The sequence below is a fragment of the Acinetobacter sp. YH12252 genome (assembly GCF_013417365.1).
In the GTDB taxonomy this organism is placed as follows: Bacteria; Pseudomonadota; Gammaproteobacteria; order Pseudomonadales; family Moraxellaceae; genus Acinetobacter; species Acinetobacter towneri.
Map to the genome: position 1 here is coordinate 18,009 of NZ_VPEA01000003.1, position 17,429 is coordinate 35,437.

The 17,429-nt window shown below is 40.7% G+C and carries 17 protein-coding genes; 11 read left to right on the forward strand and 6 right to left on the reverse strand.

From position 1 onward, the window contains the following. Positions 1 to 68: 68 nt before the first annotated feature. The 3 genes from FTV28_RS03940 to FTV28_RS03950 all read right to left on the reverse strand — a co-directional run bounded on the left by FTV28_RS03940 (position 69) and on the right by FTV28_RS03950 (position 4,790). On the reverse strand, positions 69 to 1,217 hold the full coding sequence (locus FTV28_RS03940; RefSeq protein WP_179989479.1) for a phospholipase A: 1,149 nt from the start codon (positions 1,215 to 1,217) through the stop codon (positions 69 to 71). Between the two features lie 34 nt (positions 1,218 to 1,251). Next, positions 1,252 to 4,191, reverse strand: a complete 2,940-nt coding sequence (locus tag FTV28_RS03945; RefSeq protein WP_179989481.1) for an insulinase family protein — start codon at positions 4,189 to 4,191, stop codon at positions 1,252 to 1,254. Positions 4,192 to 4,340: 149 nt separating this feature from the next. Continuing rightward, a complete protein-coding gene (locus FTV28_RS03950; protein ID WP_004973417.1) occupies positions 4,341 to 4,790 on the reverse strand; it encodes a GNAT family N-acetyltransferase in 450 nt (149 codons plus the stop codon). A 139-nt stretch (positions 4,791 to 4,929) separates the two neighbouring features. Here FTV28_RS03950 and FTV28_RS03955 point away from each other — a divergent pair, with 139 nt between their 5' ends. The 8 genes from FTV28_RS03955 (at position 4,930) to FTV28_RS03990 (ending at position 10,925) form a co-directional block, all read left to right on the forward strand. Further along, entirely contained in the window at positions 4,930 to 5,934 is a 1,005-nt protein-coding gene (locus FTV28_RS03955) for an adenosine kinase (RefSeq protein ID WP_004973415.1), read from the forward strand. Positions 5,935 to 5,948: 14 nt separating this feature from the next. Next, a complete protein-coding gene (locus tag FTV28_RS03960; RefSeq protein WP_179988655.1) occupies positions 5,949 to 6,260 on the forward strand; it encodes a Rieske 2Fe-2S domain-containing protein in 312 nt (103 codons plus the stop codon). Between the two features lie 153 nt (positions 6,261 to 6,413). After that, positions 6,414 to 7,022, forward strand: a complete 609-nt coding sequence (locus FTV28_RS03965) for an OB-fold-containig protein (protein ID WP_096900848.1) — start codon at positions 6,414 to 6,416, stop codon at positions 7,020 to 7,022. 553 nt (positions 7,023 to 7,575) lie between these two features. Beyond that, positions 7,576 to 7,767: a cytochrome oxidase putative small subunit CydP gene (gene cydP / locus FTV28_RS03970; RefSeq protein WP_004973408.1), complete on the forward strand. Its 192-nt coding sequence runs from the start codon at positions 7,576 to 7,578 to the stop codon at positions 7,765 to 7,767. Beyond that, entirely contained in the window at positions 7,767 to 9,347 is a 1,581-nt protein-coding gene (locus FTV28_RS03975; RefSeq protein ID WP_096900849.1) for a cytochrome ubiquinol oxidase subunit I, read from the forward strand. The genes cydP and FTV28_RS03975 overlap by 1 nt, the downstream gene beginning before the upstream one ends. Positions 9,348 to 9,349: 2 nt before the next feature. Then, positions 9,350 to 10,495: a cytochrome d ubiquinol oxidase subunit II gene (cydB, locus tag FTV28_RS03980; RefSeq protein ID WP_179989483.1), complete on the forward strand. Its 1,146-nt coding sequence runs from the start codon at positions 9,350 to 9,352 to the stop codon at positions 10,493 to 10,495. 24 nt (positions 10,496 to 10,519) lie between these two features. Beyond that, positions 10,520 to 10,621 (forward strand): cytochrome bd-I oxidase subunit CydX, encoded by a 102-nt coding sequence (gene cydX / locus FTV28_RS03985; protein WP_004860610.1) that lies wholly within the window; start codon positions 10,520 to 10,522, stop codon positions 10,619 to 10,621. A 4-nt stretch (positions 10,622 to 10,625) separates the two neighbouring features. Then, positions 10,626 to 10,925: a cyd operon YbgE family protein gene (locus FTV28_RS03990; RefSeq protein WP_004973403.1), complete on the forward strand. Its 300-nt coding sequence runs from the start codon at positions 10,626 to 10,628 to the stop codon at positions 10,923 to 10,925. Positions 10,926 to 11,178: 253 nt separating this feature from the next. Here FTV28_RS03990 and aroC read toward each other — a convergent pair whose 3' ends face one another. The 3 genes from aroC to FTV28_RS04005 form a co-directional block, all read right to left on the reverse strand. Then, positions 11,179 to 12,273, reverse strand: a complete 1,095-nt coding sequence (aroC, locus tag FTV28_RS03995) for a chorismate synthase (protein WP_179989486.1) — start codon at positions 12,271 to 12,273, stop codon at positions 11,179 to 11,181. Positions 12,274 to 12,286: 13 nt separating this feature from the next. After that, the gene (prmB, locus tag FTV28_RS04000) at positions 12,287 to 13,297 is read right to left on the reverse strand and encodes a 50S ribosomal protein L3 N(5)-glutamine methyltransferase (protein ID WP_004973398.1); all 1,011 of its coding nucleotides are present in this window, start codon (positions 13,295 to 13,297) and stop codon (positions 12,287 to 12,289) included. 106 nt (positions 13,298 to 13,403) lie between these two features. Then, entirely contained in the window at positions 13,404 to 13,784 is a 381-nt protein-coding gene (locus FTV28_RS04005) for a DUF1311 domain-containing protein (protein WP_004973395.1), read from the reverse strand. Between the two features lie 230 nt (positions 13,785 to 14,014). Between FTV28_RS04005 and FTV28_RS04010 the strand changes: the two genes are divergently transcribed. From FTV28_RS04010 to FTV28_RS04020, 3 genes are all read left to right on the forward strand, one after another. Further along, positions 14,015 to 14,320 carry a hypothetical protein gene (locus FTV28_RS04010; RefSeq protein ID WP_154320717.1) on the forward strand — a complete coding sequence of 102 codons (306 nt, stop codon included), beginning with the start codon at positions 14,015 to 14,017 and terminating at the stop codon, positions 14,318 to 14,320. A gap of 143 nt (positions 14,321 to 14,463) precedes the next feature. Further along, positions 14,464 to 15,837 (forward strand): AarF/ABC1/UbiB kinase family protein, encoded by a 1,374-nt coding sequence (locus tag FTV28_RS04015; protein ID WP_179989488.1) that lies wholly within the window; start codon positions 14,464 to 14,466, stop codon positions 15,835 to 15,837. Positions 15,838 to 16,106: 269 nt separating this feature from the next. Further along, positions 16,107 to 17,417 carry an acyl-CoA dehydrogenase family protein gene (locus tag FTV28_RS04020; RefSeq protein ID WP_179989491.1) on the forward strand — a complete coding sequence of 437 codons (1,311 nt, stop codon included), beginning with the start codon at positions 16,107 to 16,109 and terminating at the stop codon, positions 17,415 to 17,417. The last annotated feature ends 12 nt before the right edge of the window (positions 17,418 to 17,429 follow it).

Here is a 17,429-nt window from a genome sequence, read left to right on the forward strand (position 1 = left end):
AAACGCCAATCTTCAAGATTGGCGTTTTATATTCAGCGAGCAATAATGAGAAATCAATCTTAATCTACTTAAAACCAATTCATTAAAGACACACCCAAACCAACATAGGTGGCGCGGTGGTTATAATCAATCAGGCTTTCGCCATAACCATCAAACAACTGGAAATGACCGCGTAATTTTCCACTGATTGGGAAAACCCAGTCAAACTGTGCTGCACCGTGCGCGTCATCACCGCCTTTTAAGCTATGACGAAGCATCAAAGAAAAGTCATGCTCTTTCCAGCGATAAAATGCCAACATATCGCCACGCCCGATATAATTTTTAATTTCAGGGTTATTGTCATCACTGCGGTCTTCTTCAATGCGATACCACGGACGTAACATCAAGGCAAAATTGTCTTTTTCAAAACCTAAATTAAAAATCACCCGATTCCAACTGCGTGATAATGGATCAGAACGACCATTGGACTGGTGATTCAATGTCAGCCCCATCAAACGCCCATGTAAACCAAAAAGCTGATAATTGGTACGGAACATTAAACTGGCTTCAGGCTCATAATTGGTTTCACGAAATGGGCGTGACTCATCACCATTGTAAACTTGCCAACGTGATGACTGGGTATAACCTAGCCACACATCACCGTTATCACCCAACAGATTTTCTACCGCTTTGGTTTTTAAAGACAGCTGAAATTTGGTTTCCATTGAGGTCAGGTTTTGCTCCTTACCCACGGGAACGGTATTTTGCTCATTCAAGCTTTGTGGACGTTCATTTTTATCGGACGTCCAAAAAGTAGGCATCAAATACACAGGTTGATAAGCACGTAAATTCCATGTGCCTAATTTGCTATCGGGTGAAAGCTCCCAGCGCTTATCCAGTAAAGATACATTCGGATCAAGCTTTGGTACATCAAAAGAAAATAAATTACTCACACCCACTGCAATTTTTTCTGTCACCGTTTCGGGTTCAGGCGCTAGTGCCTGAGCAGCTTGACGTTCGCTAATCAGCGCTGTTTTTTCTGCTTCAGGAATTTTAAACAGAGCATCGTAACACACCAAACGATCAGCATTTGACTCTAAAGCCACACAGGCTTCAGGTGTTGCAGGTGCAACTAAGCTAGCTGGGTCTTGTGCATAGGTTTTCGCCACAAACACAGTGCTGAGTGCGGCAACACTCAGCGACAGTCCTGTGCGTTCAAACAGTTTGAACGCGCTCATAAATCCCCCTAAGTTTTCGTTGTTATTTCACGTATCAGTTCACTTGTTTAATTTCAAAACCAAGTTCGAGCAATGCTTCACGTTTTGACACAGGTGCGACTACGGCTTTAGATGCTTGCTGCTGACGCAAATATTGCTCCGCAACACGTTTTAAATCGTCTAAAGTCACCGCCAATAAACGCTCACGTAATACTGTGCGGAATGAGGGTGTACGCGCGTGCAATAATGCATAACATGCAGTAATCGCTTCACCTGCAGGCGAACCTGGATTATCCATACTAGCAATTAAACCTAAAATCGCTTCTTCTAGTTGATGCGGCAATTGCTCTGCATTAAATAACCAATCAATACTCGCTTCAAAGTCTGCGAAAGTTTCTGCCAAGCGTGGATCACGATAACTGTAAAAACGGAATGAACATGCATTGCCATCGTAGCTTGCACCGCCACCGTAAGCACCGCCTTTTTCACGGATTGCGCTGTGTAAGAAACCATTGCGCAAATATGCAGCCAATACCATCAAAGGTGCAGCATCAGGATGCGACACTTCCACCGCAGGATACGCAGCCGCACAGAATTGCACATTGGCTTGAATCAACCATGCCTGATCTTGCGTTGAATGATCTACAGGAACTTGAGTTAAAGCAGCAGGATTTTCTGCAACAATAAGTTTATCCCAAACTTCTTGAACTTCTTCGACCAAACGATCGGATTGATGTTCTTCACATACTAACAAAAATTGCTTAGGTGCTTGCAGTAATTTATGGTGAATCAATTGCAATTCAGCAATCAATTTCTCGTATTCCGCTGCATCTTTTTCAATTTTAGCAACCAAGTCTGCCAACCAATTTAATGCGCCCAAACCTGTGTTGTTGTAATCGCGCTGTGCCAAAGCACTGTGATGACGTCCTGCAATTTGCATGGCATAACTGTGCCCCGAACCCGACAAACGCGACTGCCAACGGGTTTTACGTTGTTGTAATAGCTCGATAATACGGTCTTTTTCATCAAAACGTAATTGCTCAAATGCCAGTTTCAGCAAGCGGATGGCTTCAAGATTATTCACCAAAGACTTAGTGGTTAAAGTGAGCCATGCACTGATCTGATTTTTGTCATCGACTTTAGAGCGTAAAGATGCGCCCATGCCCAAACCACCGCTGACTGCGGTTTGTAGCTGTTGTAATTCTAAATAGTCGTATTCACCTGCACCCACTTCGCCCATCAAAATAGACAGCAAATTAAAATATGGCGATTGAACAATTTCATCAGGAATTTGAATCAACACTTGCTGATAGTAAATTCCATTGGTTCCTGCATGATATAAATTTAAAGGATAATCAATGCGGTTACTGATAATTTCACGCAACTCACCCTGCACAATATGCAAGGCTGCAGGCACATCTTCCAAACCAACTTTTGGCAATAAGTTCAAATCATCGGGCGTATCTTGACGGACTTTTAAAGCTTCCGTTTGCGCGACGATTTCTGCTTTTTGCTCATCTGTGAGTTGTGCGCCAATTTCAGCCAAACGTGCTTTTTCAAGTGCAGTATCTTTGGCCGATTTTTCTGCATCCGGTACCAAAGTCATTTGCACACGGTGTGGGTTATCAATTAAATGTGTCTGAATTAATTGCGATAACCACATTGGGTCTTTAAGTTCTTCTTTGACTTGTTCAATTGCGGTATCTACATCCCACACCTGAATTGGGTCATTGTGGTGAATTGCACTGCTTAAACCATTTAAAATCAAGCTCAACCCGTATGGCATACCATCGCCATTAATTTCACGCTGATGCAATTCAATTTGATGCAAAATTGCATCAACCAAAGCCGTATCTACAGGCTGCGCAGCCACGTCTTGTAAAACTTTTAAAACGCCCGCCTGAAATTCTGCTGCATGTTCAGGGTTAGAACCTTGCACACCACAGAAGAAGGTCATTTCAAAGTTGGAATCATCCACGCCCATCAATGGCCCTGTAGATTGTGCATGCGCCCAAGTTTCCAAATAATGACGCAGTGGTGATGCAGAATTTTCAAGTAAAACACCTTCAACCAAACGCATACCTAAGCGTAATTTAATATCGCTTGCTTCAGGCAATAACCACGCCAAAACATGATAAGTTTTATCTTTGAGTTCTTCTGCATCGACTGCATAACTTTCAGTCACTGCCACTGGCGCAGCTAAACGACGCTCAGGCTTCGAATACAACGTTTCGCCCTGTTCAAATTTCGCCAAAGCCAACTGTTCAAACTGTTCTTGTAAATCGTATGCAGGCGTATTGCCAAAAGTCATAAATACCGCATTACTTGGGTGATAATGTGACTTATAAAAATCTACCAATTCTTGATAGGTTAAATCTGGAATATCTTTCGGGTCGCCACCTGAATTGTAGTGGTAAGTTGTTTCAGGGAATAAATGATAAGCCAATTGGTGATAAAGCTGATCGGATGGCGAACTCATCGCACCTTTCATTTCATTAAATACCACGCCTTTATAAACAGGCTCGCCATTTTCCAGCTCAATACGAATACCTTCCTGAGCAAAATCGAGAGGATTTAAATTGGCTGCAAAAGCCGCATCCATATACACCGCAAGCAGGTTTTGGAAATCTTTTTTGTTTTGTGTTGCAAATGGATAAGCTGTCCAATCTGCCGCGGTAAATGCGTTCATAAAAGTATTCAATGAACGACGAATCATTAAAAAGAACGGGTCACGTACAGGGAATTTTTCAGAACCACACAACACAGTATGCTCTAAAATATGCGCCTCACCTTTGGAATCCATCGGCAGAGTGCGAAATGCGACTAAAAAAACATTTTCATCATGTTCTGTCGCTAAGTGATAATGCACCGCACCTGTAACTTTATGTTTAAATTCAGACACTAAAATGTCTAAGGCTTCAACATGGTGTTGACGTACCAACTGAAACGCAGGATGTACAGTCTGGGAAATGGTTTCAGTGACATCTACAGTCATGTGATCTCCTAAAAATAAGCAAATAAAAAACTAAAGCCATTATAGCTTTAGTTCTTTAGATAATTCACGTTGAAAACCCGACTAAATTGATTGAAATTTGCAAAGTATCAACAAAATGCTGCGCTGCACTGGCTGTAGCATGAGCAAAACTAGATCAGGTATTTAAAATAACTATAGTTTGGATGATTTTCGACATACACATAATTCTGTTTTTGATAAAAATGCGCTGCCGATTTGGTATCAGTGTTTAAACACAACGCCGAAAAATTAGCACGTGCTTTTTTCTCTAAATGTTGCAAGAGCTGTTTGCCTACGCCATGTTTACGATAATTTGGCAAAACATAAAAACGACGTACACGTCCAATACGACTTTCAATATCTTGCTCATTCCATTGCTGGTTTAAGCCACCACATGCAACCAATTGATCACCATCGTAAACAAACAATAAAAACTCACCAGGCTGATTAAAGCGGTTTTTACCACTTTCCCATTCTTCAATTAAACGATGGACAAAATCAAAGCCTTCTTGAGCAGCATGTTTGGCCAAAGTCTGAATTTGCGTTGGTAACTCTTGTGCTTCTTTAATTTCGATGTTCATCTAACCTTCCTGATAACTCTGCTAAACCCCTATTTTTCATCAATAACATTCATTCAGCTGAATTTTATTCATGAAACTACAGCAATCCTGAGCATTGGTGTAAACTTAGCGTTTTTAATTTTGACTGTGATTTAAAGACATGGCAACTGTTGACCTTTTTGCAATTGGTAATGCATTAATTGACCAAGAATTTCAAGTCTCGGATGACTTTCTCATTCAACATAGCTTGCAAAAAGGTACTATGCAATTAACCGATGGTGAAACACAAGCAAATTTATACAACAACTTAATTAAAACACAAAGACATAAAGGCCAAGCTTCGGGTGGTTCTGCCGCAAATACCACCGTTGCATTTAGTGCTTTAGGTGGTCAAGCCTTCTATGCCTGCCGTGTTGGTAACGATGAATTGGGTGATATTTACCTCAAAGGCTTAAATGAAGCAGGTATTCACACCACAACCAAATCGGTCAGTGAAGGCGTTACAGGGACTTGTATGGTACTTGTGAGTGATGACTCTGAACGTACCATGCACACTTACTTGGGCATTACCGCAGAACTTTCTGCTACACAAATTGATTTTGAGCCACTTAAAACAGCAAAATGGCTTTATATCGAAGGTTATTTATCTACTAGTGATACTGCACGTGCTGCGGTAAAACAAGCGCGTGAAATTGCCAAAGCCAATCAGGTTAAAATTGCACTGACTTTATCTGATCCTGCCATGGTGCAATATGCGCGTGAAGGTTTGGATGAGTTACTAGATGATGGTGTGGATTTGATCTTCTGTAACCAGCAAGAAGCCATGATGTACACAGGAACGGAAACGGCTGAAGCGGCATTAGAACAACTAAAACAAAAAAGCAAATACATTGTCATTACATTGAGCGCACAAGGTGCCCTAATTTATGATGGCAACAACGCTTTTTCTGTACCAGGTCGTCAAGTCACTGCTGTTGATGCCAACGGTGCGGGTGATGCCTTTGCAGGTTCATTCCTGTATGCACTCAATGCAGGCTTAGGTTTCCAAACTGCAGCTCAACTTGCCATTCTGATTTCAAGTGAAGTGGTTTCTCAATTCGGCCCTCGTCTTGCGGTAGAAGATTACGCTAAACTTTTGCATAGCATTCAAAAGGAATCTGCATAATGAATAAAATTTGTATGATGGAAGACATTCCTGAGCGTGAAGCACGTGCCTACGAAACGCCAAATGGTGACACAATTTTTATCACCCAACGTGATGGCATGTATTACGCTTACCAAAACGTCTGCCCACACCTACAAGTGGAATTAGAATTTTTAGAAAACCAATTCTTAGACCGTGACCAAGAATATATTGAATGCTCAACGCATGGTGCATTGTTTATGGTTGAAACAGGTGAATGTATTTCTGGCCCTTGTTTAGGTCAATCACTTGAAAAAGTCGAGATCAGCGTTCATTCAGATGGTGGGATTTACTTGATCAACGACTAACTTTTTTGCAACTTTCAGAAAGAAGCGAAAAGTTCTAAATCTTAGCTCTATACAAAACTAGATCATTTATCTATGCTCTCTAAGCAGAGCTAGATCAATGATCTGTGTCTAAATAGCATCACCTATAAATATTTCAACACGTGAGTTTAGCGCATGCATGAGTTTTTATCTGATTTGAACTTAATGCCCTTTCACCTCAGCCTAGTTGTTTTATTGCTACTCAGCACTGTCGAAACGATTGGTTATTACTTTAATTTTCGTCCAAGTCAGTTGCTCAAACGTGCATTTTCACAACGAATTACAGAATCGCCACTTTTAGATGTTAAATTTTCTAAAGTACTGATTTTTGTTTTTTTACTGATGAATTTCAGTGTTGCAGGATATTTTTTACAGTTTTTGATTTACTCACAACAACAACATTTCGTTCCTGCTTATTACATTATTATTCCAGCGTTTATTATTGCCATCTTTTTTACAGTCTTCATGATTCACTGTTTAGACCAAGTGATTAAGCCCAAATATAGCGTGCGCCAAGTCGATTTACTCGGACGTTTAGCCACAATTTCCAGTGGTAATGCCCGTCCTGGTTTTTCTGCACAAGCACGTGTACGTGATGAGTTTGGGCAACTGCATTATGTGCAGGTTGAACCTGAATTTGGTGAACTTGAATTTCAAGCTCAAATTATTATTGTGCGCAAAAAAAGATCTCACTATCTTGCCAAAAAAATTTCGGCATCAAATAACCTATTTAGCAATCAATAAGTTATTTTTTAAGATTTAAAACCAATCTTGCTGACCTAAGAAAGTTAAAATTTTTCACTCAAACTCAACACAATCTGTTTGTTTATAAACGATACATTTCATGTGATCTGAACAATATTTACACAAAATCATTATGAAAAAATGCTGTTTACCCTAGACTAAGCCAAAGACAAAGCACCACTACATTGTAGGGAAATAAAAAAATATGCGGAATCGTCATTAAACTTTAACAAAAGAATGAGAATAATTATTAGCTGATAATATCTCTAATTTATTGCTATTTTTAGATTGATTTTTATTCATAGCAATTTAGTCTGATTTGCTTTTTTAAAATATAAGTATTTTAGTCAGATTTTGAATTATTAATTACAAGTGTTTCTGTCAAGTTTAAAAAATACTAATTTCTCCCGTTTATTATCAGCAAAACACAAAAACAAACCACTGATTTATAATAAGTTAACAATATATTTTCATTTTAACTGTGCCAGCTATTTTTTTTTGTATGTTTTTGTTTAATAATATAAAACACAGTTTAAAAAATAGGCTTATAAAAGTGAGCTTAGTTCCTAAAGATTTAAATAGAAAAGTAGTTCGTGAACTCACGGTCATTTTAATAATTAAGGTCGTGCTGTTAATGGTCATCAAAAATATTTGGTTTGATGCCCCAACTATTCCTCAAAATTTTGATTCACAAGTTGCTGAGCGTATTGCTGGCAGTCCTTCCTCAATCAAGGAGACACGTTGATGATTTCTGAAAGCGTGGTCGATCTCTCGCGGTTCCAATTCGCAATGACCGCGATGTATCACTTTATTTTTGTTCCACTGACTTTAGGTCTGGCTTTTATTCTTGCCATTATGGAAACCACGTATGTGATTTCTGGTAAAGAAATTTATAAAGACATGACCAAATTCTGGGGAAAACTCTTCGGTATTAACTTTGCCTTAGGGGTAACCACTGGTTTAACCATGGAGTTCCAGTTTGGTACAAACTGGGCGTATTACTCACACTACGTGGGTGATATCTTTGGTGCACCACTCGCAATTGAAGGTTTAATGGCCTTCTTCTTAGAATCGACCTTCATTGGTTTATTCTTCTTTGGATGGGATCGCCTCTCCAAAGTGCAGCACTTATGTGTAACGTGGCTGGTTGCGCTTGGTTCTAATATGTCCGCTCTCTGGATTTTAGTTGCCAACGGCTGGATGCAGAACCCAGTGGGTTCTACCTTTAACTACGAAACCATGCGTATGGAATTGGTTGACTTCGGGGCGTTAATTTTTAACCCTGTTGCGCAAGTTAAATTCGTACACACTGTTTCTGCAGGTTATGTAACGGGTGCTATTTTCGTTTTAGCGATTTCAAGTTATTACTTATTGAAAAAGCAAGACTTGCCATTTGCGCGTCGTTCATTCGCTATTGCAGCAATTTTCGGTTTAGCTTCTACTTTATCTGTAATTCTACTTGGTGATGAATCAGGTTATGAATTAGGTGATGTTCAAAAAACCAAACTCGCAGCAATTGAAGCAGAATGGGATACTCACCCTGCTCCTGCAGCGTTCACTTTATTTGGTATTCCAAACGAAGAAACGCAAACGACAGATTACGCAGTTAAAATTCCTTATGTCATGGGGATTATTGCAACGCGTTCTATCACCGAAGAAGTGACTGGTATTAAAGACCTGATCGCAAACCACGAAGTTCGTATTCGTAACGGTATGGTTGCTTATCAACAACTTGAGCAATTACGTGCGGGCGACCAATCTCCTGAACTTAAAGCTGCATTTGAGCAAACTCAAACCGATTTGGGTTATGGCTTATTGTTGAAAAAATACACGCCAAACGTAGTAGATGCGACTGACGAACAAATTAAAATGGCTGCTGCGGATACTATTCCACACGTACCAAGTTTGTTCTGGGCATTCCGTGCCATGGTAGCTTCTGGTTTCTTAATGCTGTTGTTATTCGCACTTGCAACTTTTGCAGTGGCTAAACGCAACGCAGAAAGTAAACCTTGGTTATTAAAATTTGCGTTATTCTCATTACCATTACCTTGGATTGCAGCGCAAACAGGTTGGTATGTAGCAGAAGTTGGTCGTCAACCATGGACAATTGGTGAAGTACTTCCAACACACTTGTCTGCATCTTCACTCAGCACTGGCGACGTATGGGGCTCAATCATTGCATTGGCAGCGTTCTATACCGTATTGCTGATTATTGAAATGTACTTGATGATCAAATTCTCACGTCTAGGCCCAAGCTCGCTTCATACTGGTAAATACCACTTCGAGAAAATTGAAGCTGCGAAAAAAGCCAATGAGGAGGCTTAAGCATGATCGAATATGAATTACTCAAAATCATTTGGTGGGTGTTAGTGGGTGTATTACTCATTGGCTTTGCCCTCACCGATGGCTTCGACATGGGCTCAATGGCGATCATGCCATTTGTAGGTAAAACTGACGAAGAACGCCGTGCTGCAATCAACACGATTGCACCGCACTGGGATGGTAACCAGGTTTGGTTCATTACAGCGGGTGGCGCGTTATTTGCTGCTTGGCCAATGGTATATGCAACAGCATTCTCAGGCATGTATTGGGCACTACTCTTAGTTCTGTTTGCCCTATTCCTGCGCCCAGTTGGTTTTGACTACCGTTCAAAACTTGAAAACACCAAATGGCGTACATCTTGGGACTGGGGTTTGGCTGTAGGTGGTGCAGTTCCTGCATTAGTATTCGGTGTTGCGTTTGGTAATATGTTCCTTGGCGTACCATTTACCCTAGACGAAACTGTACGTTCAACATATACAGGCAGCTTCTTTGCATTATTAAACCCATTTGCTTTAGTTTGTGGTTTAGTCAGCTTGTCTATGCTTTGTGCGCATGGTGGTGCATGGTTAATGCTGCGTACCGATGGTGACTTACGTGCACGCTCTGCAAAAGCAACGCAAATCATGGGTATTGTGTTCCTTGTGTGTTTCTTAGGTGCAGGCGCATGGTTATACTTCGGTGGTATCGAAGGTTATACCCTAGTAACTCCATACGACACGAATGGCGTAGCAAACCCATTGGCTAAAGAAGTTTTAACCAATGCAAACCCAGGCTGGATGAATAACTACTCAGCGTACCCTATTACCATGATTGCACCAATTATGGGCATCTTGGGCGGTATTTTGATTGTTCTTGCAGCAGGTAAAAATAAAGCGGGTTTAAGTTTCACAGGTTCATCTTTAGCGGTGATCGGTGCAATTTTAACTGCTGGTTTTGCATTGTTCCCATTCTTAATGCCATCAAGCCTCAACCCAGTTGCAAGCTTGACCATGTGGGATGCGGTATCAAGTAAAAACACATTAACTGTAATGACTGTTGCAGCATGTATCTTCGTACCAATTATTTTGCTATACACCACTTGGTGTTACTACAAAATGTGGGGCGTTATCACCAACAAGCACATTAAAGAGAATTCACACAGCCTTTACTAAGGCTGTGTCTAAGGAGAATAAATTATGTGGTACTTTGCATGGATTCTCGGTATTCTGATGGCATGCTTTGCAGGTGTCTTGAGTGCCCTGTATATTGAATCTCATCAAGACCTTGACGAGGAATAATTAGATGACAGACACTGCAGTGAACGCTGAAACAACAGTTCAAAAACCGAACAAGATTGCGATGGTTATTTCATGTTTATTGGCATTCCCACTCGCAGCTGTACTGCTTCTTCATCCAGCAGCAATGCTGGATGCCAACGGTGAATATAGCCACCGTGCCATGATGTTTATTATGATTGGTATTTCAGGTGGCTTTGTACACGGTGTTGGTTTTATTCCACGCTTTTGGTTTTGGAAATGGTTATTTAGCCCATTTGTGGCTTGGCCATTGATGATTTGGGGTTATTACACTTGGTTTCTTTAATGAGGTGTAAATAAATTCCTTGAAAAGAGCGCAATATGCGCTCTTTTTTATTGGCTTAATATTTAGGAGCCGCAGATCATTCCTCTGCATCTTCACCATATAAAACAGCGTATAAAATTTTGAAACTTACAATCTAAAAGATGAACTAATCTCAAAATTCAGGTATTAAAAAGCCAAACGCTGTGGTTTGGCTTCTTTCTCAACAATATTTTTATAACTATCGATGACAATACGTCTTGCTTAAAGCATATTGTTATTTTGGCTCAATGGGTGCAAACGGTGCAACCACATCGGCATTTTGCGCACGATGACGCATGAAATGATCCATCAACACAATCGCAAGCATAGCTTCTGCAATTGGCGTTGCACGCACACCTACGCAAGGATCATGGCGTCCTTTGGTCAGTACGTCTGTATCTTCACGGTTTAAATTAATGGTTTTGCCTGGCGTGGTAATACTGGCTGTTGGTTTTAAAGCAATCGCAACACGAATATCTTGACCACTAGAAATACCGCCTAAAATACCGCCTGCATGGTTCGCCAAAAAGCCGTCAGTGGTCAGTTCATCACGGGTTTCATGCCCAAACTGCGCTGCCACTGCAAAACCATCTCCAATTTCAACGCCTTTCACAGCATTGATAGACATCATGGCATGGGCAATATCGGCATCTAAACGATCAAAAACAGGTTCGCCCCAACCCACAGGCACTTTTTCAGCCACAATTTCCAGTTTTGCACCACAGCTTGTACCCTGTTCACGCAATGACGTTACCAATGCTTCAAAACGTGGTACAGCATCGGCATCGCCACAGAAAAATGGATTATTTGGTACTTCGTTCCAATCTAGCTTTTCAGCTTTTTCTATGCCAATTTGAGTGACGTGACCACGAATCACAATTCCAAATTTTTCGAACAGGTATTTTTTTGCAATTGCACCTGCTGCAACGCGCATTGCTGTTTCACGTGCGCTTGAACGTCCACCACCACGATAATCGCGGAAACCATACTTTTGCGTATAGGTATAGTCTGCATGCCCGGGGCGGAAAGTCTGTGCAATATTGCCGTAGTCTTTCGATTTTTGGTCGGTATTGCGAATCAGTAAACCAATTGAAGTTCCAGTGGTTTTACCTTCAAAAACACCTGAAATAATTTCAACTTCATCGGGTTCTTTGCGCTGTGTCGCGAACTTAGACGTACCCGGTTTACGGCGATCTAAATCTTTTTGTAAATCTTCTGCAGACAGTTCAATCCCCGGTGGCACGCCATCGACAATCGCCATCAGACCTACGCCATGAGATTCACCACAAGTCGTTACACGGAAAAGTTGCCCTATACTATTACCTGCCACGTCCAACGACTCCTTATGCTTGAACAGATTGAATAAATAAATCGCGATATTGACGGCATTGTGCTGCAGTCAATGCAAAAATACCTGAACCACCTTTTTGGAATTTTAACCAGTGCAAATCAACCGTGTTGAAATTCTGTTTCATCGCCCATTCAGAATTACCTACTTCAATCACAATCAGACCATCTTCAGTTAAGTAATCTGCCGCCTGCGCCAACATTTTACGGACTAAATCTAAGCCGTCTTGCCCTGCTGCCAATGCCAATTCTGGCTCATGATGGAATTCTTCAGGTAAATCTGCCATATCTTCCGCATCAACATACGGCGGGTTAGATACGATTAAATCATACTGATTTTCGGCTGGGATTTTGGCGAATAAATCAGACTCAAGCAACGCCACTTGGTATTGTTTGTTGTGATGTTCACAGTTAATTTGTGCGACTTCCAAAGCATCTTTTGAAATGTCAGTTGCATCGACTTCAGCATCTGGAAAAGCATAAGCCAAAGCAATCGCAATACAACCTGAACCCGTGCACATATCCAAAATACGTTGTGGGGTTTTAGGCGCAGCATTGGCTGGTAAATTGTTATCTGCTTCGCGCATTTGACCTTCTTCATCTAGGCAATATGGCGCAAAACGATTTTCAATTAGCTCGGCAATAGGTGAACGTGGAATTAGAACACGCTCATCGACATAAAATGGTTTTCCGAAGAAATACGCCAAGTTTAATAAGTAAGAAGTTGGTACTTTTTCATTGATACGACGTTCGAGCAAGCTTAAAAATTCAGCTGCTTCGCTCGGCAATAATTTTGCATCTAAAATTTCAGCGTCTGCATTCCAGTCTAAAGACAAAGTTTGTAACACCAATGCAGAACTTTCTGCAAAATAATCTTCTGTACCTTGACCTAAATGTGCATCGTATTGACGTAGTGCTGTAACCCCAAAGCGAATAAAATCACGAATGGTTGATAGGTTTTCAGCAGCTTCCTGCAAATGTTCAGGGCTAATTGTCGGTCGATCCACTTAAGGCGCTCCAAGGTCAAATTTTAAAACGCCTTATGATACCTTGTTTTGCTCGGTTTTATAATGTTTAAGCAGTTTCCAAGTAATTTATTTACTATGGTTTTACTTATTTGATTCCCACAAACTGACCTTGATAATAATCAGCGCGCTCTGCTGTTTGCAGCAAAACACATTGTGCACGTTGTAATGCGGCAAAATCGCTTTGAGTCGATAAATAACAGCGTTGTTTTACACGGTTTTCCCAAAGTTGATGCTGTTGTTGAATATTACTGGCATTGCCTGCGCTGCGTTTTACATAGGCTTTATAGTGTTTTTTGAGTCGTTTGGTTTGTGCTTTTTGCTCAGTTTTAATACATTTTTGCGATTGGGAAATTTTGCCATAACTATTGTTCATACATTGCGTATAGCCTTGTGAAACGCCATTCGCCCAAACTTGAGCTGTACCCAAAGTCAGCATCCCCAATAGTGTAAATATCCAAACTTTCATATTTTCCCCTGAGCGCAGTCTGTTTTTAAAGCGCGGTAAATTTTCAATATTTTATAATTTTACAAAACCCAAATTGCTGCATTGATGCTACAAGATTCAGGTTAAAAAGCATATAGTCAATACCCTGCTTTTTATGATTCAGTCTATGATAAATGCACAACAATCATTGAAAAATGTGACAATATCCCAATAATTGAATTACTCATTTTATAGATGAAACTTTCAGCCTTATGAGCTACAAACACAATAATTTGATGGCCATGCGCCAAAGCTATTGGAACGACAACCACTCCGAAGCAGTCTTGATTGAAAAACAATTTTTTCAGCAAATTTTGATTGAAAACGGCATTTTTGAAAATTCGTCATTAGATGATGCCAAATATCTATTTTTTAGTTTGCCCAGCGTGATTATTGTTAAGGGATATGCGCATGGTTTTTTACACGATTCTGTAAAATTGATGATTCTCAAATTTATCCAAGACAACAAAGCGCAATTGATGAAAAAAGCCGAAACCAAAGTGCAATATCGGATGTAAAAGTACTTTTAAGCCGTTTTTCATACTTTTTTCACGAGGAAACTCGTCGTTCAGCAAGTTGAACTTTTTTAATACGTTAAGACGCGCTAATATCCGTTACAATCTAATTTTCCTGCGTATTGCTGATTTAAGGATTGATTTTAATGTCAGATCAGAACGATAAGCTTAAACAACTCAAGACTTCCTCTATGGATCGACGCTTATCCATCGCAAAGGCATCTTTACTTGCAGGAACACGATGGGCAGCCTCGAATGCCACCTCTATGTTTTCAAGCGAAGAAGAAAAAGAACGTAAACGAAAAAAAGCCATGAAAGAACAAGCCGATTACTTGGTGGCTGAAATTGGCAAACTCAAAGGCTCTATCGTGAAGATTGGGCAAATGATGGCGCTGTACGGCGAACATTTTTTACCTGAAGAAATTACGCAAGCACTCAACACGCTGAATAACCAGACTGTCGCATTGGCATGGCCTGCGATTAAACAGCAATTACAGGCACAGTTAGGTGCCAAACTTGATGATCTCACCATTGATCATGAGCCATTAGGTACAGCCTCTTTGGCTCAAGTTCACCGCGCGACCCGCAAGTCGGATGGTTTGGAGTTGGTATTAAAAATCCAATATCCAGGCGTAGCAGATGCGATTGACTCAGACATGAGCCTATTTAGAAATATGCTCAAATTGACACGCATGGTGCCGCAAACCCGTGAATTTGATCAGTGGTTTGATGAAGTGCGTGAAATGATGCATCGTGAAGTCAACTATCAAATTGAAGCGGAAACGACACGTCGTTTTGCTGCCCGTTTAAAAGATGATCCGCGCTACATTGTGCCGCAAATTGTGGATGAATACTGTAGCGACCAAGTGCTGTGTATGACCTTTGAACGTGGCGTACCGATTAACAGCCCTGTCATGCTCTCATTACCTCAAGAACGCCGTAACCAATTAGGCGAAGCCTCTTTAGAAATTGCTGTGCGTGAAGTATTTGAATGGGGCGAAATGCAGACTGACCCGAACTTTGGCAACTACTTAGTTCGCTTAGGTAATGGTGAAGATATTCACGATAAAATTGTACTGCTCGACTTTGGTGCTATTCGTCAATTTGATCAACACTTGCTGGCTGTGGCGCGTAATTTGATCAAGGCGGGTTATTACCACGACCCACAAATGATGGTGAATGCCATGACGGGTTATGAGTTTTTTGACAGCATCCCTGAAAGCATTAAACCAGATATGGCCAAAGTGTTTCTATTGGCAACCGAAGCCTTTAGTCACTTAGACAATAACCGCGATTTACCTGCAGGCGTGATGGATGAACAATCGCGCTATGACTGGAAAAAAAGTCAGCTGCATAGCCGTGTCATGCAACAAGCATCTAAATCGATGGCTTCGCGTTACTTTAGTGTGCCGCCTAAAGAATTTATGTTTATTAGCCGTAAATTTATTGGTGCCTACACCTTTATGACCGTGATTGATGCGAAAACCAATGTCCGCAAAATGATTCAAAAGTTTATTTAAGTCCCAACTTTTATTTCTTTGATCAAAGCTGTTATATAGACCTAAATGATTGTTGCCCACTCGATGCAATTGTCATTTAGGTCAATTTATTTTAAAAGCGTAGATTTCTATAAAATTAATAATCTATAAAAATCCACATATTAGTCCAGTTATAAGAAAATTTTTACCGTTTATCTTTGACAATTCTGCATGTCAGCAATGACATAGTTTTTTTATAGTCTGCATGTCAGCATAAAAAACAAGCATTCTCTGTGTAGGACAACACAATCATGAGTCAAATGATAAACAAAGCCCAAGGATTCGGCTTAGCGCTACTCACTAAAATGGCATCGAGTGATCTGCTCGATCAATTCAAATTACGCAAATGGGTTGAACAATCTCTATATCACTCAGCCAAAGCAGGTTTTAAAACCTTTGAAACCACTCAAAAAAATTTTAAAAGCACACAAAAATTACCGCAACAACGACTGACACGTCAATCCAAAGATTTATTTGATTTGTCATTGAGTGAAGAACAGCAAATGCTGGTCGATGCCATGCAGCAATTTGCTACAGAAGTGATCTATCCATTGGCACATCAGGCAGATCATGATGCGAAATTCCCACAAGTATTATGGCAATACAGCACAGATTTAGGTTTGAACACCTATGCTCTGCCCGAAGCTTTAGGCGGTGTTGCCACTGAACAAAATATTGTCAGCCATATTTTAATTGCCGAACAATTGGCACGTGGCGACTTTGGCTTAACCGCAGGATTACTTTCCACATTTGGCGTAATGAATGCCATAACTCGCTGGGGTTCAGAACAGGTTCAAAATCAGTATTTATCTGCGTTTTCCGAAACAGACGCGAACCATCCAACGCCACTTCAAGCCACTTTTGCGATTCAGGAAAATACTGCTGCGTTTAATCCGTATCAGCTAAAAACCAAAGCGACTTTGCAAAATGGACAGTACCTAATTACAGGTGAAAAAACGCTGGTGATTTTGGCCGAAACAGCAGATTTATTTTTGGTTAGTGCAGAGCTAAATGGTCAAGCCGATGTGTTCATTGTGCAACGTGATGCTTCTATTCAATTTAAAGCAGCGCCTGCAATGGGCTTAAAAGCCTGCGAAACGGCGACTTTAAAGTTTAATCAAACCCCTGCGGAGCGTTTAGGCACAGATGATTTCGATTACAGCGCATTTTTAGATTTAGGCAATCTCATGTGGTGCGCCATGGCAGTTGGTTGCTGTGAAGCAGTGAAAAGTTATTGTATTCGCTATGCCAATGAGCGCACTGCATTTGGCGAACCAATTTCACATCGTCAAAGTGTGGCTTTTATGATTGCAGATATGGCCATTGAAATTGAAGCCATGCGCATGCTGTTGCTGAATGCAGCGAGTCTTGCCGAATCGGGTAAAAACTTTCATCGAGAAGCATATTTAGCACGTCTGCTCTGTGCAGAAAAATCTATGCAAATTGCCACCAATGGCGTGCAAATTTTAGGTGGTCATGGCTTTACCAAAGAACATCCTGTAGAGCGTTGGTATCGTGATTTACGTGCGACTGTAATTATGCATTCAGGCTTGCATGCTTAATCTCACACCATC